This window comes from Longispora sp. NPDC051575 (assembly GCF_040681875.1).
Taxonomy (GTDB): domain Bacteria; phylum Actinomycetota; class Actinomycetes; order Mycobacteriales; family Micromonosporaceae; genus Longispora.
Map to the genome: position 1 here is coordinate 362401 of NZ_JBFAZP010000003.1, position 19092 is coordinate 381492.

A 19092-nucleotide genomic window follows, 5' to 3' on the forward strand; every position below is an offset into this window, starting at 1 on the left:
CGCCGCCAGCCCGACCATCACGGACAACGAGGCACCCGCGGTGCGGGCACGGGACCCCGGCGAGTGTGGCGCGTATTCGGTCGGCGTTCACCCGCGCTTTCGCGCCGCGTCGCCGGGGGCGCGTTGACTCCGGCCAGGTAGGACGAAGACACCCTGGAGGAGCTGTGGCCGATCGTCGGCAGGTACTGCGCATGGGAGCGTTGGCGGCCGGTGCCGCCCTCGCGGCCCCGGTTCTGGCGTCGGAGGTGGCGTCCGCCGCCCCCGGGAAGCCGTCGGACCGGCCCCTCGTGATCGGCCACCGGGGCGCGTCCGGCTACCGCCCGGAACACACCCTGGCCTCCTACGAGCTGGCCGCCCGGCTCGGCGCGGACTTCATCGAGCCCGACCTGGTGTCCACCTCGGACGGCGTGCTGGTCGCGCGGCACGAGAACGAGATCTCCGGCACCACGGACGTGGCGACCCGGACCGAGTTCGCGGCCCGCAAGCGCACCAAGGTGATCGACGGGGTGACCGTCACCGGCTGGTTCACCGAGGACCTGACCCTGGCGGAGCTCAAGACCCTGCGCGCCGTGGAGCGGCTGCCCGCCGTCCGGCAGCGCAACACGCTCTACAACGGCCTGTTCCAGGTGCCGACGTTCCAGGAGGTCCTGGACCTGCAGGACCGGCTGTGCAAGGAGCTGCGCCGCGAGATCGGCGTGTACCCGGAGACCAAGCACCCCAGCTACTTCCGCTCGATCGGCCTGGAGCTGGAGAAGCCGCTGGCCGAGGCGCTCCGGCGCAACGGGCTGAACAAGCCGACCGCGCCGGTGTTCGTGCAGTCCTTCGAGGCGGCGAACCTGCGGGACCTGCACGACGTGCACAAGATCCGTACCCGTCTGGTGTTCCTCGCCTCGGCGGCGGGCGGCCCGTTCGGGGACACCCGGTCCTACGCCAGCTACCTGACGCCGGCCGGGCTCGGGGAGCTCAGCCGGTTCGTGTCGGGGATCGGGCCGGACAAGGGCCTGGTCATCCCGCGCAGGGCGGACGGCACGCTCGGGACGCCGTCGCCGCTGGTGGCCGACGCGCACGCCGCCGGGCTGGTGGTGCACCCGTACACGTTCCGGGCGGAGAACCAGTTCCTGCCGGCCGACTACCGCACGGGCACCGACCCGAACGCCTACGGGCGGGCGATCGACGAGCAGATCGCGTTCCACCGCGCCGGAGTGGACGGCCTGTTCACGGACATGCCGGACATCGGGGTACTGGCCCGGGACCTCGCGGGGCGCTGAGCGCGCGACCCATCTCCGCAGCGCCGGTTCCGCGCTGGACGGCGGCAGCTCCCCCGAGTTGCCGCCGTCCGGCGTCTCCGGCGGGTTCGCCGGGGCGACGCCGTCCTGTGTTCCACCGTCGGGTCGACGTCGTCCCGCGAGGTCGGAGCCCGGCGCGACCACGGCCGCCGCCCCCGGTCAGCCCGTGTGGCGCAGCAGTCCCCCGTACAGCGTCAGGCCCGGGCCGAACGCCGCCGCCACCACCGTCGACGCGCCCGCCGCGCGCAACGCCTCCAGCACCAGCAGCACCGTCACCGACGAGCAGTTGCCGTGCTCGCGCAGCACCTCCCGGGACGCGTGCAGCGCGCCCGGCGGCAGCCCGAGCCCCTTCGCGGCGGCGGCCAGGATGCCCGGCCCGCCCGGGTGCAGCGCCCAGCCGTCCACGTCGGACCTGTCCAGCCCGCGCGCGCCGAGCAACTCATCGACCAGGGGCGCGATGTGCTCCTCCAGGACGTCGGGCACCCGGGGCGACAGGCCCATCCGGAACCCGTGGTCGGTGACCTCCCAGGTCATGTGGTCGGCGGTGGCCGGGTCGGTGCGGGCGGCGAAGCCCTCGATCGCGTACCCCCGGCCGCCGGGGGTGACCACCACGGCCGCGGCGCCGTCGCTGAACAGGGCGTGCGAGACGATCTGGTCGACCTGGGTGGTGGGCGGCTGGACGTGCAGGCTGGTCAGTTCGGCGCACAGCAGGACGGCCGGCCGGCCCGAGGCGGCCACGTAGTCGGCGACGGACGCCAGGCCCGGCAGCGCCGCGTAGCAGCCCATGTGACCGATCGTCAGGCGGCGCAGCCCCGGGTCGAGGTCCAGGTCCCGGGCGAGCAGGATGTCCAGCCCCGGCGTCGTGTACCCGGTGCAGGTGGCCACGGCCAGCAGCCCCAGGTCGCCGGGTTCCACCCCGGCGTCGGCGAGCGCGGCCACCACGGCGGACTTGCCGAGCGGGACGACCTCCGCCGCGTACCGGCGCATCCGTTCGCCCGTCGAGGCGCCCGAGAAGTCCTCGCCGATCGGGTTGAGCACGGTGTGCCGCTGGTCGACCCCGGCGTTGGCGAACATCCGCTTGGCCAGGGCCGAGCCGTTGAAGTGCCGGTGGAAGTAGCCGTGCCAGAGGTCGTCCTGGCTGGTGGCCGGCGGCAGGGCGATGCCGAGGCCGGCGACCGTGGGGATCACCATCGGCCCGGGTTCGGGTCGCCGCCGAGCGCCACGACGCCCAGCCAGTCGGCGCACACGTCGGAGGTGGCCGGTTGCAGGGAGCCGCACCGGGCGTCGCGGTACAGCCGTTCCAGGGGGTGGCCGCGCCGGGTGGCGGAGGTGCCGGCGGCCTCCAGCATCGAGGCGGCGACCTCGGCGGCGGTGGTGCCCGCGAGGAGCTTGGCGCGCCACACCCAGACGTTGGTCGCGTCGTCGCCGGGGGCGGCGTCCACCCGGCGGGCGGCCTCGGTGACGACGAGCGCGGCGGCGGCCACGGCGGCGTCGGCCCGGCCGATCCGGGCGCGCACGGCGGGCAGTTCGTGCAGGTTCCGTTCCACCAGGTGCGCCACGGCCGCGTCGATGGCCGCGCGGGCCACGCCCACGTAGACCGCCGCGTAGGAGGCGACCAGCCACTGGGGCATCAGCTGGGCGGCGAGCAGGGCCAGGCCCTCCAGGCCGCCGAGCAGCGCGTCCTCGCCGACCACGACGTCGAGGTGCAGGTCGTGGCTGCCGGTGGCCCGCATGCCGAGCGCGTCCCAGGTCTCCTCCACCCGCAGGCCCTCGCCCGCCGGCACCAGGAACTGCGACACCTCCTCGCCGTCGCGGGCCGCCACGAGATAGGCGTCGGCGTGACCGGCCCCGGAGACGAAGGTCTTCGACCCGGTGATCCGGAAACCCCCTTCGACTCTGGTGTACGAGGTGCGCAGCTGCGACAGCCGCGAACCCGCGCCCCGCTCGCTCATCGCCACCGCGTACAGCGCGCCGTTCGCGGCCCCGGCGAGGATCCGGTCCCGGGCCTCGAAGTAGGACTCCGGCGCGCCCAGGGCCCTGACCAGGGAGTCAGGGGTGTGCGCGAGCGCGCCGGTGACCGAGGCGTGCATGTTGAACACCAGCGCCGTGGCCCCGTTGCCCCGGGCGAGTTCGGTGGCCACCGCCGCGTACTCCGCGAAGCCCGCGCCCAGGCCGCCGAGCCGGGCCGGCACCATCAGGCCGAGCAGCCCGGCGGCGCGCAGGTCCGCGAAGTCGGCGGCCGGGAACGCCCCGGACGCGTCGTGCTGGGCGGCCCGGGGCGCGAACCCCCGGGCCAGCCGTTCGGCGGTGCGGACGAGATCGGTCACGACTTGACTCCTCTTCCCTGGTACAAGACGGCGGTCGTGAAGGTGGGGACCATGGGCACCGGGCCGGGGTCTCCGGCGGCCCGGCGGACGAGCCCTGCGAGGGACGGCCGGATGCCGCGCACCTCCAGCTCGACGCCATGCGCGGCGCACAGCGCGACCAGCCGGGCCGGGTCGACCAGCAGCGCCGGGTCGTGCACACCCCGCGGCGCGCCGCCGACCCGTTCGGCGAGGGTGATCGCGACCAGCCGGCACAGCGCCGTGTCGGCCAGGGTGTCGAGGACCAGCGTCCCGCCGGGGCGCAGCGCTCGGCACGCCTCGGCGACGGTGGCCGCCAGGTCGGTGACGTGTTCGAGGATCTCCCCCGCGCTGACCACGTCGGCGGACCCGGACCGGACCGGGAGGCGGGACACGTCGGCGCGGACCGGTGCCATCCCGTGCCGGCCGGCGTGGTAGAGGGCGCTGGACACCAGGTCGAAGCCCACGTGCCGGTAGCCCTTGCCGGCCACGTGCGGGGCGAGCAGGCCGCCGCCGCAGCCCAGGTCCAGGAGCACGGCCCCGGGGCGGGTCGCGGGCGGGACGAGCCGGGCCCTGGCGGCGGCGAGCCAGTGCAGCATGGCGAACACCCCGGCGGGTTTCCACCACTCGTCGGCGAGGTCGTCGTACATTCCGAGGTCGTTCGGGGGGCGACGCACCCGTCCAGAGTGGCACGCGCGCGGCCCGGGGCCCACACTATCGGGTGTGTCTCCCCTGATCCGGGCCTGCCATCCGGAGCCCACCCTCGCCGTCACGCTGGTCACGGCCCTGCTCGGGGTCAACGTCGGGCTCGGCTGGGCGGGGGTGGCGGCCGTCGCCGTCGCGATGCTGGCCAGCCAGCTGTCCGTGGGCTGGGGCAACGACTGGCTCGACGCCGACCGGGACGCCCGGGTGGGCCGGACCGACAAGCCCGTCGCGGCCGGCCAGGTGTCCCGGCGGACCGTCGGGGTGGCGGCGCTGGTCGCGGGGCTGGCGACCGTACCCCTCGCGTTGCTGTCCGGGTGGCGGGCGGCGGCCGTGCTGACCCTGGCGCTCGTGTCGGCGTGGCTGTACAACGTGCCCCTCAAGCGGACCGTGTTGTCCCCCGTGCCCTACCTGGTGTCGTTCGCGGCGCTGCCCGCGTTCGTGGTGCTCGCGGGGAACGGCACGCCGCCGTGGTGGCTGATGACGGCCGGTGGGCTGCTCGGGTTCGGCGCGCACTTCGCCAACGCGCTGCCCGACCTGGCCGACGACGTGGCCACCGGGGTGCGGGGGCTGCCGCACCGGATCGGGGCACCGGCCAGCCGGGTCCTCGCCGCCGCCGGGCTGTTCGCGGCCTCGGCGGTGCTCGCGTTCGGGCCGCCCGGGCCGCCGACCTGGTTCGGGTGGGCGGTGACCGGCACCGCCGCCGTGGTCCTGTCCCTCGGGTTGTACGCCGGGCGGGTCCCCGGGTCACGCGCGGCCTTCCGGGCGGTACTGGCCGTGGCGCTCGCCGACGTGCTGCTGCTCCTGGTGTCGTAGCGTGCCGGGAGGCCTCCTCTTCGTGGTGTTTCGCACGTGCATTTCCGGAAGGTGTCCCCGCGTCCGGTCCCGGCGCCGCACGCACTAGCATCTTCGCCATTGACTCGTCCCGATTGGAGCGATGGTCGTGCCCCTCGCCGCCGACACCGTCCGGGAACTCCTCGGCCCGCTGTACCCGGAACCGGCCGAACTGATCGTCGGCGCGCTGTCGTTCGGACTGCTGTGCTGGGTGCTGCTGCGCTGGGTGCTGCCCCCGGTCGCGCACATCGCCGAGATCCGGGAGCTGGTGATCGAGGGCGAGTTCGCGTCCGCCGCGCAGACCCGGGCCGACGCCGACGGGGTGCGCCAGGAACGCGACCGGGTGCTCGCCGACGCCCGGTCCGAGGCGCGGCAGATCCGGGGGTACGCGGCGGCCCTGGCGTACGCCGAGCGGGACCGGGTGCTGGCGGGCGCGGTGGTCGAACGGGACCGGCTGCTCGCGGAGGGCGGGGAACGGCTGCTGCGGGAATACGAGGCCGTGCGGCGGGAGCTGCTCGATGTCCATGTGCCCCGGATCGCGGCGGAGCTGGCGTCCCGGGTGCTCGGGGAGGCGGTGGCGACGCCCGCGAGGTCGCCCGGGGTGGCGGCTGCGCCCGTTCAGGTGCCGGCGCAGAAGACGGAATCGGAATCGGCCGACGTTCACTGAGAAGCCGGAGGACTGCGGAGTCCGTGGGCGCGGGCATCGACGGCGGACCGGCCGCGCGGGACGCGTACCCCTCTGATCGGGGTTGGTCTGGATCTGGCCCCGGATGGCTACCTGCGAGTAGCTTGGCGGGGTGACGGACAACTGGATGATCTACGGCGCCAACGGCTACACCGGCGAACTCGTCGCCCGGCTCGCCGTCGCCCGGGGCGAACGCCCGGTCCTCGCGGGACGCTCCGCCGAACCCGTGGCCCGGCTCGCCCGCGAACTGGGCCTCGACCACGTCGCCTTCGACCTGGCCGACGCCGCCGCGCACCTCGGCGCCGTCGCGGTCGTCGCGCACTGCGCGGGCCCGTTCCACGCCACGGCCGCGCCGATGGTCGACGCGTGCCTGGCCACCGGGACGCACTACCTGGACATCACCGGCGAGATCGCGGTGTTCGAGGCCCTGCACGCCCGGCGTGCCGAGGCCGCCGCCGCAGGGGTCGCCCTGCTGCCCGGCGCCGGCTTCGACGTGGTGCCCACCGACTGCCTCGCGGCCATGCTGCACGCCCGGCTGCCCGGCGCGACCAGCCTGGAGCTGGCGTTCGTGGCCGGCGGCGGCTTCAGTCGCGGCACGGCGCGCACCGCGCTGTCCGGCGGCGGGGTCATGTGGCGGCGCGTCGAGGGCCGGCTCGTGCCCGTCACCGGGGGCGCGGTCACCCGGTCCGTGCCGCTGCCGTCCGGCGCCCGGACCGTGTCGGCCATCCCGTGGGGCGACCTCGCGACGGCGTACCGGAGCACCGGGATCCCGAACATCACCACCTACACGGCGCTGCCCGCCGCCGCCGGGGTCGGGCCCGCGCTGCTCAAACTGCCCTGGGCCAGGTCCGTCGCCGACCGGCTCGTGCGGACCACGATGACCGGGCCCTCGGCGGCGACCCGGGCCCGGACCCGCACCGAGGTGTGGGGCGAGGTGCGCGACCCGGACGGTCGGACGGCGACGGACACCCTGGTCACGCCCAACGCGTACGACCTGACGGCGGACGCGGTGCTGCGCGCGGTGCCCCGGATGGCGGGGCTGGCGCCCGGGTTCCACACGCCGTCGACGGCGTTCGGGGCGGGGTTCGTCCTGGAACTCGACGGGGTGACGCTCGGCTCGGCCCCCACCGCCTGACAGCCGGCGGGCCGCACCCGTGCCACGAGCGGGCACGGGTGCGGCTCCGGATCAGCCCAGACCGGTGACCGGCAGCCCGACCAGGCCCCGCATCAGCACCCCCGGCCGCCACAGCAGCTCCTGCGGTTCCACCGCCAGCCGCAGGTCCCCGAACCGGGCGAGCAGCGCGCCGAGCGCGATCCGCGCCTCCAGCCGGGCCAGCGGCGCGCCCAGGCAGTAGTGGATGCCGTGCCCGAACGCCAGGTGCGCGTTGTCCCCGCGCGCCGGGTCGAACTCCCCGGCGGCCGCGAACCGGCGGTCGTCGCGGTTGCCGGCCAGCAGCCCGATCAGCACCGCGTCGCCGGCCGGGATCGTCGTACCCCCCAGCTCGACGTCGGCGACGGCGACCCGGAACGTGGCGGTCTCCACCGGGCTCTCGTACCGCAGGAACTCCTCGATCGCGCTCGGCAGCAGCTCTGGGTCGGCCCGCAGCGCCTCCCAGCGTTCGCGCCGCGACAACAGCACGTGGACGGCGTTGCCGAGCAGGTTGACCGTCGTCTCGTGGCCGGCGATGAGCAGCAGGAAGACGGTGGACGTCAGTTCGTTCTCCGTGAGCGCGTCGCCCTCCTCGCGCACACTGATCAGGGCCGAGACCAGGTCGTCGGCCGGCTCGGCCCGCTTGCGGGCCAGCATCTCCCGCAGGTAGGCGAGCATCGACGCGAACGCCCACGGCAGCCGGTCGCCGGACATCACGCCCGCCACGATGGTGTCCGACCACTCGCGGAACGAGTCCCGGTCCTCGGCCGGCACGCCGAGCAGCTCACAGATCACCTGGATCGGCAGCGGGAACGCGAACGCGTCGATCAGGTCGACCTCGTCCCGGCCGGCCATCGCGTCGAGCAGCCCGGCCGTGATCTCCTCCACCCTGGGCCGGAGCAGCTCCACCCGGCGGTGGGTGAACGCCGCCGACACCAGGCGGCGCAGCCGGGTGTGGTCCGGCGGGTCGGCCGTGAGCATGTGGGTGCTCATCGCCGCGATGACCGCCGGGTCCATGAACGCGTTCGGGCCGGTGGGGGTGAGCAGGCCGCCCTTGGCCAGCCTCGGGTCGGACAGGGCCTGGCGGGCGTCGTCGTAGCGGGTGACCAGCCAGGCGAGGTTCCCGCCCGGGAGTGTCACGCGGTGCACGGGCTCCTCCGCGCGGAGTCTCGCGTACACCGGATGGGGGTCGGCCTGGAAAGCGGGCGTGAACAGCTCGGCATTGGCAGTCGTCACGGACAACTCCTCCCCTTTGATGATCAACCCATGCTACCCGGATATCAGTCCTTCATGGATAGTGCGGACGAGCGACCCCGAAGAGCGCATTTCTCCGGGTACCGGCGGCGCGTGGTCGACCGGGGGTGTCTGACCGGCGGCCGGTCACGGGAGGCGGTGACGCCGTTGGCCCTCGCGCCCTAGGCCGGGTCGATGGCGAGCCTGGCGTGGAGTTCGACGTCGTGGCGGGTGCCGTCGTAGCGCAGCTTCGCCCGTTCGAGGCCCTCGACCGCGAACCCGGCCCGGCGGGCCACCCGGCACGAGGCCGGGTTGTCGACGCGGTGGCCGAGTTCGAGCCGGAACAGTCCCAGGTCGGTCAGCGCCCAGTCGGCCACCGCGCGGGTGGCGGCCCCGGCCACGCCCCGGCCACGGGCGGCGTGCGTGGTCCAGTAGGACACCCAGCCGGTGTCGTGCCGTCGGTCGACCGAGGACACCGCGACATTGCCCGCGACGGCGCCCGCCGGGTCGACGACGGCCCACGAGTAGCCCGAGCCGCTGTCCCACGCCGCGCGCCGGGCCCGGAGCCACGCACCGGCGGCCCCGGGTGAGTCGATCGGCGTGCCCCCGGACTGGCGGAGCATCTCCGGCGGCGCGAACGCCTCCAGCACGGCGTCGACGTCGGTGACCGCCCAGGGCCGCAACCGGTACCCGGCCGGGGTCGTCAGTAGTTCCCGCATCCCACCATCGTCTCCGGAGCGTCAACGGCAATCCGGATCCCCATGGACGCGACGGGGGTGACGGGCCGGGCGCCCGTGGTGCGACGCCGTCCGACCGGATCCTGGTGCCGGCCGGGTGGTCGAGAACGGGCCGTCAGCGGCGCCAATGGTCGAGGCGCGCTGTCAGCGGCGCCCGGTGGTCGGGAGCGCGCCGTCAGCGGCGCCGGGGGCGTCGCGCCCGGCCGGCGGGGGTCGCGGAGGTGGGGCGCGGGGCGGAGCCGGGGGTCGTGGTCGGGTCCCAGTGCGGCGGGCGGGTCAGGGCCGGCGGGAGCTTCGTGCCGAGGTCGCCCCGGGCCGCGTTCACCTGGAACTGGGTCAGGAACAGGCTCCCGGACAGGTCGGCGCCGCGCAGGTCCGCACCCCGGCAGTCGGCGCCGATCAGGTCCGCGTCCGCCAGGTCAGCGCCCCGCAGGTCCGCGCCGATCAGGAGCGTGCCCCGCAGGTGGGCGCCGCGCAGGTCGGTGGTCCGCAGGTCCGCGCCGACCAGGTCCGCTCCCCGACGGTCGAGACGCCTGCCGGGTACGCCCGCGCGGACCAGTTCGCTGGCCCGGAGCAGCAGGACGTTGACGGCCCCGCGGTGCGCGTCGACGTCGACCGCCACGAGGGCCTCGGCGTCGCCGGCCGCGAGCCGCTCCGTGTGGTCGAGGGCCCGGCGCAGGTCCGCGTGCACGGGGCGCGCGGCGGGCCAGGCGAGGGCCTCCGTCAGGTACCAGAGGAGTTCGTGCAGGTGGCGCATCACCGTGAAGCCGGCGAACATCCGCTCCCGAGTGTCGGGGCGCTCCCGCCAGTCGTGGCCGCCGAACGTGACCTGGGCGATCTTCTGGCCCGCGCCGAAGCAGTCGTACACGGTGCAGCCCGGGAACCCCCGGTCCCGCAGGTTCGTGTGGATGCCGCACCGGAAGTCCCGCTGGAGGTTCGGGCACGGCTGGCCGGCGCGCTTGTCGATCGCGAAGTCCGCCGACGCGGCGAAGGCCGGGACGACGCAGCACAGCCCGAAGCAGTTCGCGCAGTCGGCACGGAGGTTCAGGAGGCTCCGCCCGGCGGGGTCGGCGGGCGCGGGCTGGGCTTCCTCGGACACCGGCGGAGTCTACCGGGACGTCCCGGGACGCCCTGTCAGGGCCGGCCGGGCCACCGGTGCCGGGGACGCCGGGCGTGGGGGGTGCCCGGGGCCCCGGCCGGGCGTGGGGGGTGCCCGGGGCCACGACGGGTGCGAGTGTGGTCAGGCGGCGTGGACCGTGATCGTCGTCCAGGCCCCGACGTGGATCCGGTCACCGTCCGAGAGGGGTACCGGCGTGTTCTCCGCGAGCGGGTCCTCGGCGCCGTTGAGCCGGGTGCCGTTGGTCGAGCCGGGGTCGACCAGTTCCCAGCCGTCGGCGGTGGCCACCAGGAGCGCGTGCACGTGGGACACCCCGGTGTCCTCGGGCGGGCCGGTCAGGTCGATGTCGGGGACGATGCCCCGGGAGCGCGACCGGCGGCCGATCAGGAGCTGGCCGCCGGTGAGCGCGAAGCGGCGCTCCGGGCAGTACGCCGGGAAGGGCACCTCTTCGGAGTCGTCGTCGGCGCGGTCGGCGACGGCCCGGTGGTAGGCGCGGTCCGCCGTGACGGTGACGCTCCACTGGCCGGGCGTCGGGCCGGGTGCCGGGGGCTGGGGCGCCTGGCCCTGGGTGGCCGGCGCGGGCCGGGCGCGGGGCGGGGTGCCGCTGGCGGTGAAGTCGTAGCCGCAGGTCTCGCAGAACCGGCCGGTGCGGGGGTCGCCGCATTCGGGGCAGGGCGCGTCGGCGGCCGGGGCTGCCCCTGGAGCGGGGCCCGGTCCCCGGCCGTCGGCCGCACCTGCAACGTGGCCCGACGCCGCCGTGCCGGTCGGGCCCGAAGAACTCGACGACGACTGGCCCGACGTGCCGGCTCCGACAGCCGGCGACGGGGACACGCCGCCCTGGGGAGCGCCCGACGGGGGCCGCGCGGCGCCCCCGATCAGGGCCCCGCACACGTCGCAGTAGTCGGCGTCGGCGGACTCGTGGCCGTTCGGGCAGGTCGGCATCGGTACCCCCGTCAGTTCTTCTTGTTCGTGCGCACGGTGCGGGTCGAGCCGACGTCGAGGGTCATCTCGTCCTCGGCGCTGACCTTGGGCTTGAGCTTGACCGTGCCGGTGTCGGCGTCGAGGACGTCCACGACCTTCTTCAGCAGCTTCGACGTCGCCTCGTTGCCGGTCTCGGCGGCCAGCTTCACGGCCTTGCCCAGCTTCGAGGTCGCCGTGTCGGTGTCGCCGGCGCGGCGGGCCTCCAGGCCCTCCTGGATGGCGTCGGCCAGTTCGGCCTGGCCGGTGTAGTGCGCGACGGACGGATGCAGGCGGGTGGACAGCACCAGGTCGTCTGTCCACACGGCGCGGACCAGGCCCTGGCCGAGGATCTGCTCGGTGCCGTCGGCCGCCACCTCGACCAGGCGGATCCGGCCGGCCAGGATCTCCTCCCCCACCGCGCCCGGGGCGATCTCGACGCACACGTGGTAGTCGCGGCGTTCCGAGCCCCAGGAGCCCGTCGGGTAGTCGCCGATCTGGGCGCTGACGTCGATCCTGCCGCCGGTCAGGTCGCGGACCTCGGGGGCGACGAGCTTGACGAACTTCACGGTCGCGCCCCGCGGGGTCCACAGCCGCAGCCGGATGTCGCCGTGCGCCTTGCCCATCGCGTGGGTCATCAGGGCCCGGAAGTCGTCCTTGAGGTGGGCCGGGTCGGCGACGATGTCGAACGAGCCGAGCAGCGCCGTCGTGATCCGGCGCAGCTCGTCGACGACCCAGTTGGTGCCGATGCCCCGGGCGTCGCACACGAACACGCCCGCGCACGCGTCGAGGGCGTGTTGCAGGTCGACGGCCGGCTCGCTCTCGTTCTTGCCGTCGGTGAGGAGGATGACGTGCCGGATGGCGTCGGTGTGCGGGAGGAACAGTTCGCGGGCGAGGGTCAGCCAGCTGCCGATCGCGGTGCCCCCGCCGGGCTTGACGCCCTGGACGGCCTTCTTCGCCTCGTCGCGGGTGGTGGCGTTCGCCGGGACCAGGCCCCGGACGCGCGGGTAGACGATCTGCGCGGACGAGGAGCCGGCGATGACGGCGAACAGGGTGCCGTCCCGCAGCGCGTCGATGGCCGCGCGGGTGGCCTCCTTCGCCGCCTTGATCTTCGTCGGGGGGTACTCCATCGAGCCCGACCGGTCGATCACGATGATCTCGGCGGCCCGGGGCGCGACGCCCGTGGACGCCTGTCCCGTGGAGGTGACCGTGGCGATGGCGTCGACGGTGCTCGCCCCGTCCGATAGGTACTCGTTCTGGTCGACCTCGACCTGGAACTCGGTCATGACGGGTCCTCCTCGGGGGGCGTCGGGACGGGCAGCAGCACCACGGTGATGTTGTCGTGCCCGCCGGCGGCGAGCGCGTGCCCGACGAGCGCCCGGGCACGGTCCACTGCGGGGCCGGTCAGGTCGGCGTACCGGGCGGCCAGGGCTTCGGCCGTCGGCAGGTAGTTCCACAGGCCGTCGCTGCACAGCAGGAGGGTCCCGGGGCCGGTCGGGCTGCGGGTGACGACGCGCGCGCCGACCGGGCCGGCGTCCGCGCCGAGCCAGCGGGTGATGGCGTGCGCGCGCCGGTCGGCGTTGGCCTGTTCGGCGGTCATCAGGCCGTGCGCGACCATCTCGACGGCCCAGGAGTCGTCCACGGTGAGGAGTTCGGGGGCGCCGTCGGCGGGGAGCCAGTAGGCGCGGCTGTCGCCGATCCAGCCGACCGTGAAGGTGCCGCCCCGGACGAGGGCGGACACATAGGTGCAGGCGGGGGCGGACTCGGGGGTGCCGAGGGCCGCGACGGCGGCGGCGGCCCTCAGGGCGGCCTCGCGGGTGGCGGCCTCGGCGGTCGCGTCGGCCCCGGAACCGTCTCCGGCCAGCGGAGCATCGGCTCCGAGAGGGGCGGAGTCCCCGGCGCGCGGCAGCGGGATGTCGGCGGGCAGGGCGGCGTCCGTCCGGTCGGCGGACCCGGCCGGTGGGTCGAACCCCGTGGCCAGCACCGCCACCGCCGTGTCGCACGCCAGCCGCGAGGCGTCCTGCGGCCGGGGCGACACCGACACCCCGTCGCACACCACGGCCACGACCCCGCCGTCGGTGCGCACCACGGCCATCGCGTCCTCGTTGCGGTGGTGCCGCAGCCCCCGGTCGGTCACCCCGGCGACGTCGGCGAGATCCACCTCGGCGTGGTCCCCGGGCCCGGGCTGGCGCGCGCCGCACGCGGTGCAGTACCCGTCGTCGTCCACGGTGCCGACGCCGCAGCGCGCGCACGCCGGGGCCGGTTTCAGGGAACGGCCGCAGGCCTCGCAGAACCCGTCGCCGGACCCCACCGGTTCGGCGCAGCCCGGGCAGCTCAGCACGGCGGTCACACCCACGTCCGCGGGCGGACGGCGTTGGCCTGGTCCACGAGGGCCACCCGGGTGCCGGGGTCGGTGGCGAGCCGGGCCAGGGTCCGGTAGGCGCCCTCCAGGCCGGTGCGCAGCTCCGTCTCGGTGAGGCCGGTGCCGAGCAGCCGGGCCCGGGGCGGCGCGTCCCCGCCGGGGCGGCCCTCGGAGTGCCAGGCGAGCGCGGCGGTGAGCAGGTCGACGCTGATCCGGCCCCGGCGTTCGGCGTCCACGGTCAGCGCCTCCAGGCGGGCGCCGGCGGACAGCAGTTCGGCGGCGGACAGGTCGGCGGCCGACCGGCTGGACACGTGCGCGCTGATCGCGGTGAGCTGCGCGACCAGGTGGTGGCTGGACGTGTGCGGGACGGCGTCGAGGGCCTCGCGGGCGGCCACGTGCCGGCCGGCGGCGACCCGGACCCGGGCCAGGCCGAACGCGGCGCCGACGTAGGACCGGTCGGTGCGCCAGACGAGTTCGTAGTACCGGTCGGCGGTGGGCAGGTCGCGCGCGCACTCGGCGGTGGCGGCGAGCGCGAGTTTCGGGGCGGCCTCGCCGGGCAGGGCGTCGTAGACGGCGTCGAACAGGGCGGCGGCGGCCGTGGTGTCGCCGGCGGTGAGGGCGGCGACGCCCCGGTACCAGCCGACCCGCCAGTCGAGCGCCTCGTCGGCCGGGACGCCGTCGAGTTCGGCGGTGGCGGCCGGCACGTCGCCGGTGGCCAGCAGGGCGCGGACCCGGCGCAGGGTCACCTCCAGGGTGGTCCTGGGCGCGGCGGCCAGCAGGGCGAGGAGTTCGGCCGGGTCGGTGACGGTGATGCTGGCCAGGAAGCCGGCGGCCGGGTCGGTGCCGTCGACCAGGGGTACGGGCAGGCACGCGGCGGCCTCGGCCGGGTCCGGGTCGGCGGGGGCGACGCGCTGCTCGGGGCCGAACAGGGTGGACACGGCCGGGCGGGGCTGGCCGTCGCGGCTGGCGAGCAGCTCCCGCAGTACCCCCGTGAGTTGTTCGGCCATGTCGGCGGCCGTCGCGAACCGCAGGTCGGGGGTGAGGTGGGTGGCCCGGCGCAGGAAGCGGTGGAAGGACTCGGCGTCGGCCAGTTCCGGGGTCGCCGACACCGGGGGCAGCGAGTCGGACCGGTTGGTCGCGTAGCCCTGGAAGTTGAGGCTGAGCACGGCCAGGGTGCGCCCGACGGTGTACAGGTCGGAGCTGACCGACGGGCCCTCGTCGGCGATCTCGGGCGCCTGGTAGCCGACGGTGCCGTAGATGGCGCTGTCCAGGTCGTCGATCTGGCGCACGCCGCCCAGGTCGATGAGTTTGAGCTGCTCCTCGGTCTGGATGACGTTGTCGGGCTTGAAGTCGCAGAACAGCAGGCCGCGCTGGTGCAGGTAGCCGAGCGCGGGCAGGATCTCCAGCATGTAGGCGATGGCCCGCTCCGCCGGCAGCGGCCCCTGGTGCCCGCCGGCCGCGCGCTCGTCGAGGAGGATGTCGCGCAACGACCGGCCGCCGACGTACTCCATCACGGTGTAGCCGACGTTCTCCCCCGACTTCGCGTCCACGTGCTGCACGAAGTTGTAGATCTTCACGATGTTGGGGTGGTCGACCTCGGCGAGGAACCGGCGCTCGGCGACGGCGGCGGCCATCGCGTCGGCGTCGCCGGAGTCGAGCAGGCCCTTGAGCACCCGCCACGCGTCGCTGACGTTGCGGTCCCGGGCGAGGTAGATCCAGCCCAGGCCGCCGTGCGCGATCGGGCCGAGCACCTCGTACTGGCCGCCGAGCAGCTCGCCCCGGCGCAGCTTGGGGGTGAACGAGTACGCGTGGCCGCAGTTCTTGCAGAAGCCCTCCGTGCGCCCCGGTCGGCCGCCCGCCGCCCGGCCGACGGGTTCGGAGCACCGGCTGCAGAACCGTTTGCGTTCGGGGACCTCGGCGGTGTCGAGGACGGCGGTGGCCGGGTCCCGGTACGGCACCGGCGGGATGTCGATCAGGCCCGCGCCGAGCCGGCCGCGCCCGACGGTCCGGCCGGACGTGCGGCCCGAGCCGGGTTTGCGGGAGCCGCGCGCGGAGCTGAGCCCGAGGGTCGCGGGCGCGGTGGGGGTCGAGACGGCGGCGGACGCGGGGGCCGTGCCGTAGGCGTGCCCGGCGACGTCGCAGTAGCCGTCCTCGACGGTGCCGCCGCAGCCGGGCCGGTCGCAGATCGTCATCGGGTGCCTCCGTAGTCTCGGGCGAGGACCGCCCGTTGGTACCGGGTGACCGCCGCCGCCGCGGCCTCCAGGTCGCAGGGCGCGGTCCACAGCAGCACCCGGGCCTCCTCGTGCCGGCCGGCGAGTTCGGCGTCCTCGGCGAGCCCGAGCCGGTGCGCCTTGGCCCGGTACGCGGCCAGCCGGCCCCGCAGTTCGGTGCGCCGGTCGAGCAGGCCGGTCAGTTCGGCCCGGCGGGCGGCGACGGCGGCCCCGGCGACCCGCAGCGCCTCGGTGACCCGGTCGGCCTCCTCGGCGAGCAGCGCCCACCTGCCGCGCTGGCCGAGGAGCCGCAGCGCGTCGAGCCGGGCCCGCAGCGGGCCGGTCACCCTCGGCGGGTCCGGTACCGGCGGGGCGCAGATCTTCTCCACCGCCGTCGCGTGTTCCCTCGCGGCGTCGGCCTCCCGGTCGGCCAGCTCCGCGAGGGCCGCCTCCAGGCGTTCGACCAGGGTCTCCAGCTCGTCGCGGCTGCGGGCGGCCCGCTCCAGGCCCGCGTGCGTACTGGTGACCCGGGCGGCCAGCCGGTCCAGGGTCGAGCGGTCCGGCCCCTCGGGGGTGACGAACGCCAGCGGGTCGGCCAGCAGGTTCGCGCGCAGCGCCTCCAGGTCGCGTTCCAGCGCCGGGTCCACGACCGAGCCGAGGTCCCCGGCGAGCCGGTGCGTCGAGGCCAGCCGGTCGGCGAGGGCGGTGAGCTGCGGGTTCAGTTCCGTCCACACGAAGTCGACGGCCGCGACGAGGCCCGAGGCCGTCGCGAACGACTGTTCCATCCGGCCCACCGCCTCGGCCAGGCTCAGCTCCTCGATCACGGCCGTCGGGCCCGCCAGGCTGCGCTGGCCGAGGGGCACGTCCGGGCCGACCAGCCACACCGAGCGGCCCAGGAGCAGGGTGGCCAGTTCGGCGAGGTCGTCGGCGTTCGGCCGGCCCCGGCGGGCGCGGACCTCGCGGGCGTGGTGCAGGACGCCCTGGTAGGCCTCGTACAGCCGCCAGAGCTGGTCGAGGCCGGCCCGGGCGACGGTCCAGCGCCGCGCCGTCTGGCCCGACAGGACGACGACGTCGAGCATCCGGCGGGTGGGGTGCGCGTCGAGTTCGAGCAGGGTCGCGGAGATCCGGTCGTGTTCGGCGGTCAACCGGCCGAGCGCCTCGTCGGCCTGGTCGGCGGGGAACGGTCGGGTCACGGCAGGTACTTCGCCGGGGGCGGGGGCTGCGGTCCCATCCGGGTCTCCAGCCAGCGCCGGTAGCTGGCGGCCCATTCCCCGTTGGCCTTCGTCTTCTCCAGCAGGGCGTTGACGAACCGGACCAGGTCGGGGTTGGACTTGCTGATCGCCATGCCGTGCGGTTCCTCGGTGAACGCCTTCCCGACGATCTCGGTGTTCGGGTCCTGGGCGACCAGGCCGGCGAGAATGCCGGCGTCGGTGGAGATGGCGTCGATCTGGCCCTGTTGGAGCATGACGAGGCAGTCGGTCCAGTTGTCCACGGCGACGAGGACCGGTTTGGCGGGCAGCACGGCGAGTTCCGCGATCGAGGTGGTGCCCTTCGAGGCGCAGACCCGCTTGCCGCCGAGGTCCTCGGGGCCCTTGATGCCGGAGCCCTTCTGGACCATGACCTGCTGGCCGTCCTCGTAGTACACCGTGGTGAAGTGGACCTGCTGGAGCCGGCCGCAGGTGATCGTCATCGTGTTCGCCACGATGTCCACCTCGCCGGAGGTGATCACCGGGATGCGCTGGGCCTGGGTGATCACCTTGTAGGTGATGGCGTTCGGGTCGCCGAAGATGGCCTGGGCGACCGCGCGGAGCATCTCGACGTCGAAGCCCTCGAGCTGGCCGGTGGCCGGGTTGCGGTAGCCGAACAGGAAGGCGTTCTGGTCGACGCCGACGATGAGCCGGCCCCGGTCCTGGATCCGGCGCATGCTCGACCCGGCCGGCATCTGCCCCGGCGCGGGCAGGGGGCCGTCGGGGCGCAGGCTGGCCCGGGGGTCGCACTCCGGCACGGCGCCCGGCGCGACGGGGCTGGGGACGGCCGCGGGGCCCTCGACGACGCCGACCGGTCGGGGCGGCACCGGGGACGGCAGCGGGGTGGCGCCCGGCGCGGACACCGAGCAGCCCGCGAGCCCGAGGACCAGGGCGACGAGCACGAAGGACTTCTTCATCGGTACTCCTTGAGCCGCTGACCGACGCCCCACGCCGCGGCGGCCGCCCCGAGCGCGCACAGCAGCCCGAAGCCGATCCCCGCCCCGCCGACCGCGCCGCGCGCCTTCGCCGCGTACCTCGCGAAGGTGGTCTGGCTCTCCTTGATGGCGGTGTCCAGGCCGGTGTCGAGCTGGGTGAACGCGGCGGCGGCGGAGGTCGGGTCGGAGCCGATCGCGACCCGCACCGCCCCCGGGTAGTCGCCGCTGTCGTCGAGCTCGCGGACCTTGACGTGGGCCCGCAGCCAGGCCTGGTGGGACTCCTCGGCCCGGGTGACCAGGCCGCGCGCCGCGTCGTCGGGGGCGGTCCGCTTCGCCTTCGCGAACAGGCCGCCGGAGCCGGACAGCTTCGCGGTCGTCTGCTGGAAACGTTCCTCGAACGACTTGCCGGTGCCCCGGGCGACGAGGGTGAGGCTCTCGTCGGCGCGGGCCTGCAACGCCAGCAGCCGGATCTCGGACAGCACGTTCACCTGGTCGAGGCCGTCGGACCGCGCGGTCGACAGGTGCACGGACTCCGCGCCGAGCCCCACCACGGCCCAGCCGAGCGCGAGCGCGGCGGCGAGGGTGGCGGCGACCAGACCGTGGTTCAGGATCCGACGGGTACGCCGGGCCAGGTCGCGCTGGCCGACGAACAGCCCGGCCCCGACGAGCAGGGTCACGAGCACCAGCCACCAGGGGAACGCGCTCGCGGCGTCCGCGTCGGCGGCGGCCCGGGCGTTCTGGGCGCGGTAGCCGCGGTTCACGGCCGGCAGCATGCTGTTCTGCATCAGCCCGGAGGCCTCCCGCAGGTACGCCGCGCCGACCGGCTGGCCCTGGCGGTTGTTCGTCCGGGCCGTCTCGACCAGTCCGGTGTAGACCGGGATGTTCCGGGCGACCTCGGCGAACCCGGCCGCGTCCGCGCCGCCCACCTCGGTGGCGTGGCTCAGGCTGGCCATGGCCCGCGCGATGTCCGCGTCGTACCTTTTGCGGAGCTCTGCGGGTTCGACGCCGCCGGAGAGGAACCCGCTGGCGGCGGTCGCGTCGGCGTCGGCCAGGGAGCGGTAGAGCTCCTGCGCGTCGAGGGACAGGGGCTCGCTGCGGGTGGCCAGGTCACGGGCCGCGGTGGCCCGGTTGTCGATGGTGACCCCGCCCACCAGGCCCAGGAGCAGGAGTCCGGCGACCGTCAGTGCCCCGAGGGACCGGAGCCGGGAGGGGCTGTGCGCCGCGGCGGTCCGGGCCCGTTCGAGCACAGTGGGCATGCACCATCCTCCTTGGTCGGCACAGGAGGGCACGCCAGC

At 75.3% G+C, this 19092-nt stretch carries 17 protein-coding genes; 4 read left to right on the plus strand and 13 right to left on the minus strand.

Features of this window, described 5'->3' with window-relative positions; translation table 11 throughout:
• Nucleotides 1-164 precede the first annotated feature (164 nt).
• Entirely contained in the window at nucleotides 165-1268 is a 1104-nt protein-coding gene (locus tag AB0M43_RS09235) for a glycerophosphodiester phosphodiesterase (protein WP_363722669.1), read from the plus strand.
• A gap of 177 nt (nucleotides 1269-1445) precedes the next feature.
• On the opposite strand, the gene AB0M43_RS09240 is transcribed toward AB0M43_RS09235, so the two are convergent.
• From AB0M43_RS09240 to AB0M43_RS09250, 3 genes are read right to left on the minus strand one after another with little or no spacing between them, the layout of a single operon-like run.
• Nucleotides 1446-2477 (minus strand): type III polyketide synthase, encoded by a 1032-nt coding sequence (locus AB0M43_RS09240; protein ID WP_363722671.1) that lies wholly within the window; start codon nucleotides 2475-2477, stop codon nucleotides 1446-1448.
• Nucleotides 2471-3613 (minus strand): acyl-CoA dehydrogenase family protein, encoded by a 1143-nt coding sequence (locus AB0M43_RS09245; RefSeq protein WP_363722673.1) that lies wholly within the window; start codon nucleotides 3611-3613, stop codon nucleotides 2471-2473. Before AB0M43_RS09245 ends, AB0M43_RS09240 begins: the two co-directional genes overlap by 7 nt.
• Nucleotides 3610-4278: a methyltransferase domain-containing protein gene (locus tag AB0M43_RS09250; protein WP_363723332.1), complete on the minus strand. Its 669-nt coding sequence runs from the start codon at nucleotides 4276-4278 to the stop codon at nucleotides 3610-3612. The genes AB0M43_RS09245 and AB0M43_RS09250 overlap by 4 nt, the downstream gene beginning before the upstream one ends.
• Before the next feature lie 73 nt (nucleotides 4279-4351).
• Between AB0M43_RS09250 and AB0M43_RS09255 the strand changes: the two genes are divergently transcribed.
• The 3 genes from AB0M43_RS09255 to AB0M43_RS09265 all read left to right on the plus strand — a co-directional run bounded on the left by AB0M43_RS09255 (nucleotide 4352) and on the right by AB0M43_RS09265 (nucleotide 6984).
• Nucleotides 4352-5146 carry a UbiA family prenyltransferase gene (locus AB0M43_RS09255; protein ID WP_363722675.1) on the plus strand — a complete coding sequence of 265 codons (795 nt, stop codon included), beginning with the start codon at nucleotides 4352-4354 and terminating at the stop codon, nucleotides 5144-5146.
• A 121-nt stretch (nucleotides 5147-5267) separates the two neighbouring features.
• On the plus strand, nucleotides 5268-5831 hold the full coding sequence (locus AB0M43_RS09260) for a F0F1 ATP synthase subunit B (RefSeq protein ID WP_363722677.1): 564 nt from the start codon (nucleotides 5268-5270) through the stop codon (nucleotides 5829-5831).
• Nucleotides 5832-5961: 130 nt separating this feature from the next.
• Nucleotides 5962-6984 carry a saccharopine dehydrogenase NADP-binding domain-containing protein gene (locus AB0M43_RS09265; protein WP_363722679.1) on the plus strand — a complete coding sequence of 341 codons (1023 nt, stop codon included), beginning with the start codon at nucleotides 5962-5964 and terminating at the stop codon, nucleotides 6982-6984.
• 51 nt (nucleotides 6985-7035) lie between these two features.
• Here the strand turns inward: AB0M43_RS09265 and AB0M43_RS09270 are convergent, their stop codons facing one another.
• The 10 genes from AB0M43_RS09270 to AB0M43_RS09315 form a co-directional block, all read right to left on the minus strand.
• The gene (locus AB0M43_RS09270; protein WP_363722681.1) at nucleotides 7036-8235 is read right to left on the minus strand and encodes a cytochrome P450; all 1200 of its coding nucleotides are present in this window, start codon (nucleotides 8233-8235) and stop codon (nucleotides 7036-7038) included.
• 179 nt (nucleotides 8236-8414) lie between these two features.
• Nucleotides 8415-8951, minus strand: coding sequence for a GNAT family N-acetyltransferase (locus AB0M43_RS09275; RefSeq protein WP_363722683.1), 537 nt, complete (start codon nucleotides 8949-8951; stop codon nucleotides 8415-8417).
• A gap of 193 nt (nucleotides 8952-9144) precedes the next feature.
• Nucleotides 9145-10068, minus strand: a complete 924-nt coding sequence (locus AB0M43_RS09280) for a pentapeptide repeat-containing protein (RefSeq protein WP_363722685.1) — start codon at nucleotides 10066-10068, stop codon at nucleotides 9145-9147.
• A gap of 141 nt (nucleotides 10069-10209) precedes the next feature.
• Complete coding sequence (locus tag AB0M43_RS09285) at nucleotides 10210-11028, minus strand: FHA domain-containing protein (protein ID WP_363722686.1); 819 nt, start codon at nucleotides 11026-11028, stop codon at nucleotides 10210-10212.
• Nucleotides 11029-11039: 11 nt separating this feature from the next.
• The gene (locus tag AB0M43_RS09290; protein WP_363722688.1) at nucleotides 11040-12329 is read right to left on the minus strand and encodes a VWA domain-containing protein; all 1290 of its coding nucleotides are present in this window, start codon (nucleotides 12327-12329) and stop codon (nucleotides 11040-11042) included.
• Nucleotides 12326-13393, minus strand: coding sequence for a protein phosphatase 2C domain-containing protein (locus AB0M43_RS09295; RefSeq protein WP_363722690.1), 1068 nt, complete (start codon nucleotides 13391-13393; stop codon nucleotides 12326-12328). The genes AB0M43_RS09290 and AB0M43_RS09295 overlap by 4 nt, the downstream gene beginning before the upstream one ends.
• Complete coding sequence (locus AB0M43_RS09300) at nucleotides 13390-15597, minus strand: tetratricopeptide repeat protein (RefSeq protein WP_363722692.1); 2208 nt, start codon at nucleotides 15595-15597, stop codon at nucleotides 13390-13392. Before AB0M43_RS09300 ends, AB0M43_RS09295 begins: the two co-directional genes overlap by 4 nt.
• The gene (locus tag AB0M43_RS09305; RefSeq protein ID WP_363722693.1) at nucleotides 15594-16808 is read right to left on the minus strand and encodes a hypothetical protein; all 1215 of its coding nucleotides are present in this window, start codon (nucleotides 16806-16808) and stop codon (nucleotides 15594-15596) included. The genes AB0M43_RS09300 and AB0M43_RS09305 overlap by 4 nt, the downstream gene beginning before the upstream one ends.
• Complete coding sequence (locus AB0M43_RS09310) at nucleotides 16805-17779, minus strand: glutamate ABC transporter substrate-binding protein (protein ID WP_363722695.1); 975 nt, start codon at nucleotides 17777-17779, stop codon at nucleotides 16805-16807. The genes AB0M43_RS09305 and AB0M43_RS09310 overlap by 4 nt, the downstream gene beginning before the upstream one ends.
• On the minus strand, nucleotides 17776-19053 hold the full coding sequence (locus tag AB0M43_RS09315) for a hypothetical protein (protein ID WP_363722697.1): 1278 nt from the start codon (nucleotides 19051-19053) through the stop codon (nucleotides 17776-17778). Before AB0M43_RS09315 ends, AB0M43_RS09310 begins: the two co-directional genes overlap by 4 nt.
• Nucleotides 19054-19092 lie beyond the last annotated feature (39 nt).

Bases quoted from the DNA above. Each gene is read 5' to 3' on its own strand.
- AB0M43_RS09250 (WP_363723332.1), bottom strand. From the start codon at position 4,278: ATGTACGACGACCTCGCCGACGAGTGGTGGAAACCCGCCGGGGTGTTC.
- AB0M43_RS09290 (WP_363722688.1), bottom strand. From the start codon at position 12,329: ATGACCGAGTTCCAGGTCGAGGTCGACCAGAACGAGTACCTATCGGAC.
- AB0M43_RS09285 (WP_363722686.1), bottom strand. From the start codon at position 11,028: ATGCCGACCTGCCCGAACGGCCACGAGTCCGCCGACGCCGACTACTGC.
- AB0M43_RS09260 (WP_363722677.1), top strand. From the start codon at position 5,268: ATGGTCGTGCCCCTCGCCGCCGACACCGTCCGGGAACTCCTCGGCCCG.
- AB0M43_RS09240 (WP_363722671.1), bottom strand. From the start codon at position 2,477: ATGGTGATCCCCACGGTCGCCGGCCTCGGCATCGCCCTGCCGCCGGCC.
- AB0M43_RS09310 (WP_363722695.1), bottom strand. From the start codon at position 17,779: ATGAAGAAGTCCTTCGTGCTCGTCGCCCTGGTCCTCGGGCTCGCGGGC.
- AB0M43_RS09315 (WP_363722697.1), bottom strand. From the start codon at position 19,053: ATGCCCACTGTGCTCGAACGGGCCCGGACCGCCGCGGCGCACAGCCCC.
- AB0M43_RS09275 (WP_363722683.1), bottom strand. From the start codon at position 8,951: ATGCGGGAACTACTGACGACCCCGGCCGGGTACCGGTTGCGGCCCTGG.
- AB0M43_RS09300 (WP_363722692.1), bottom strand. From the start codon at position 15,597: ATGACGATCTGCGACCGGCCCGGCTGCGGCGGCACCGTCGAGGACGGC.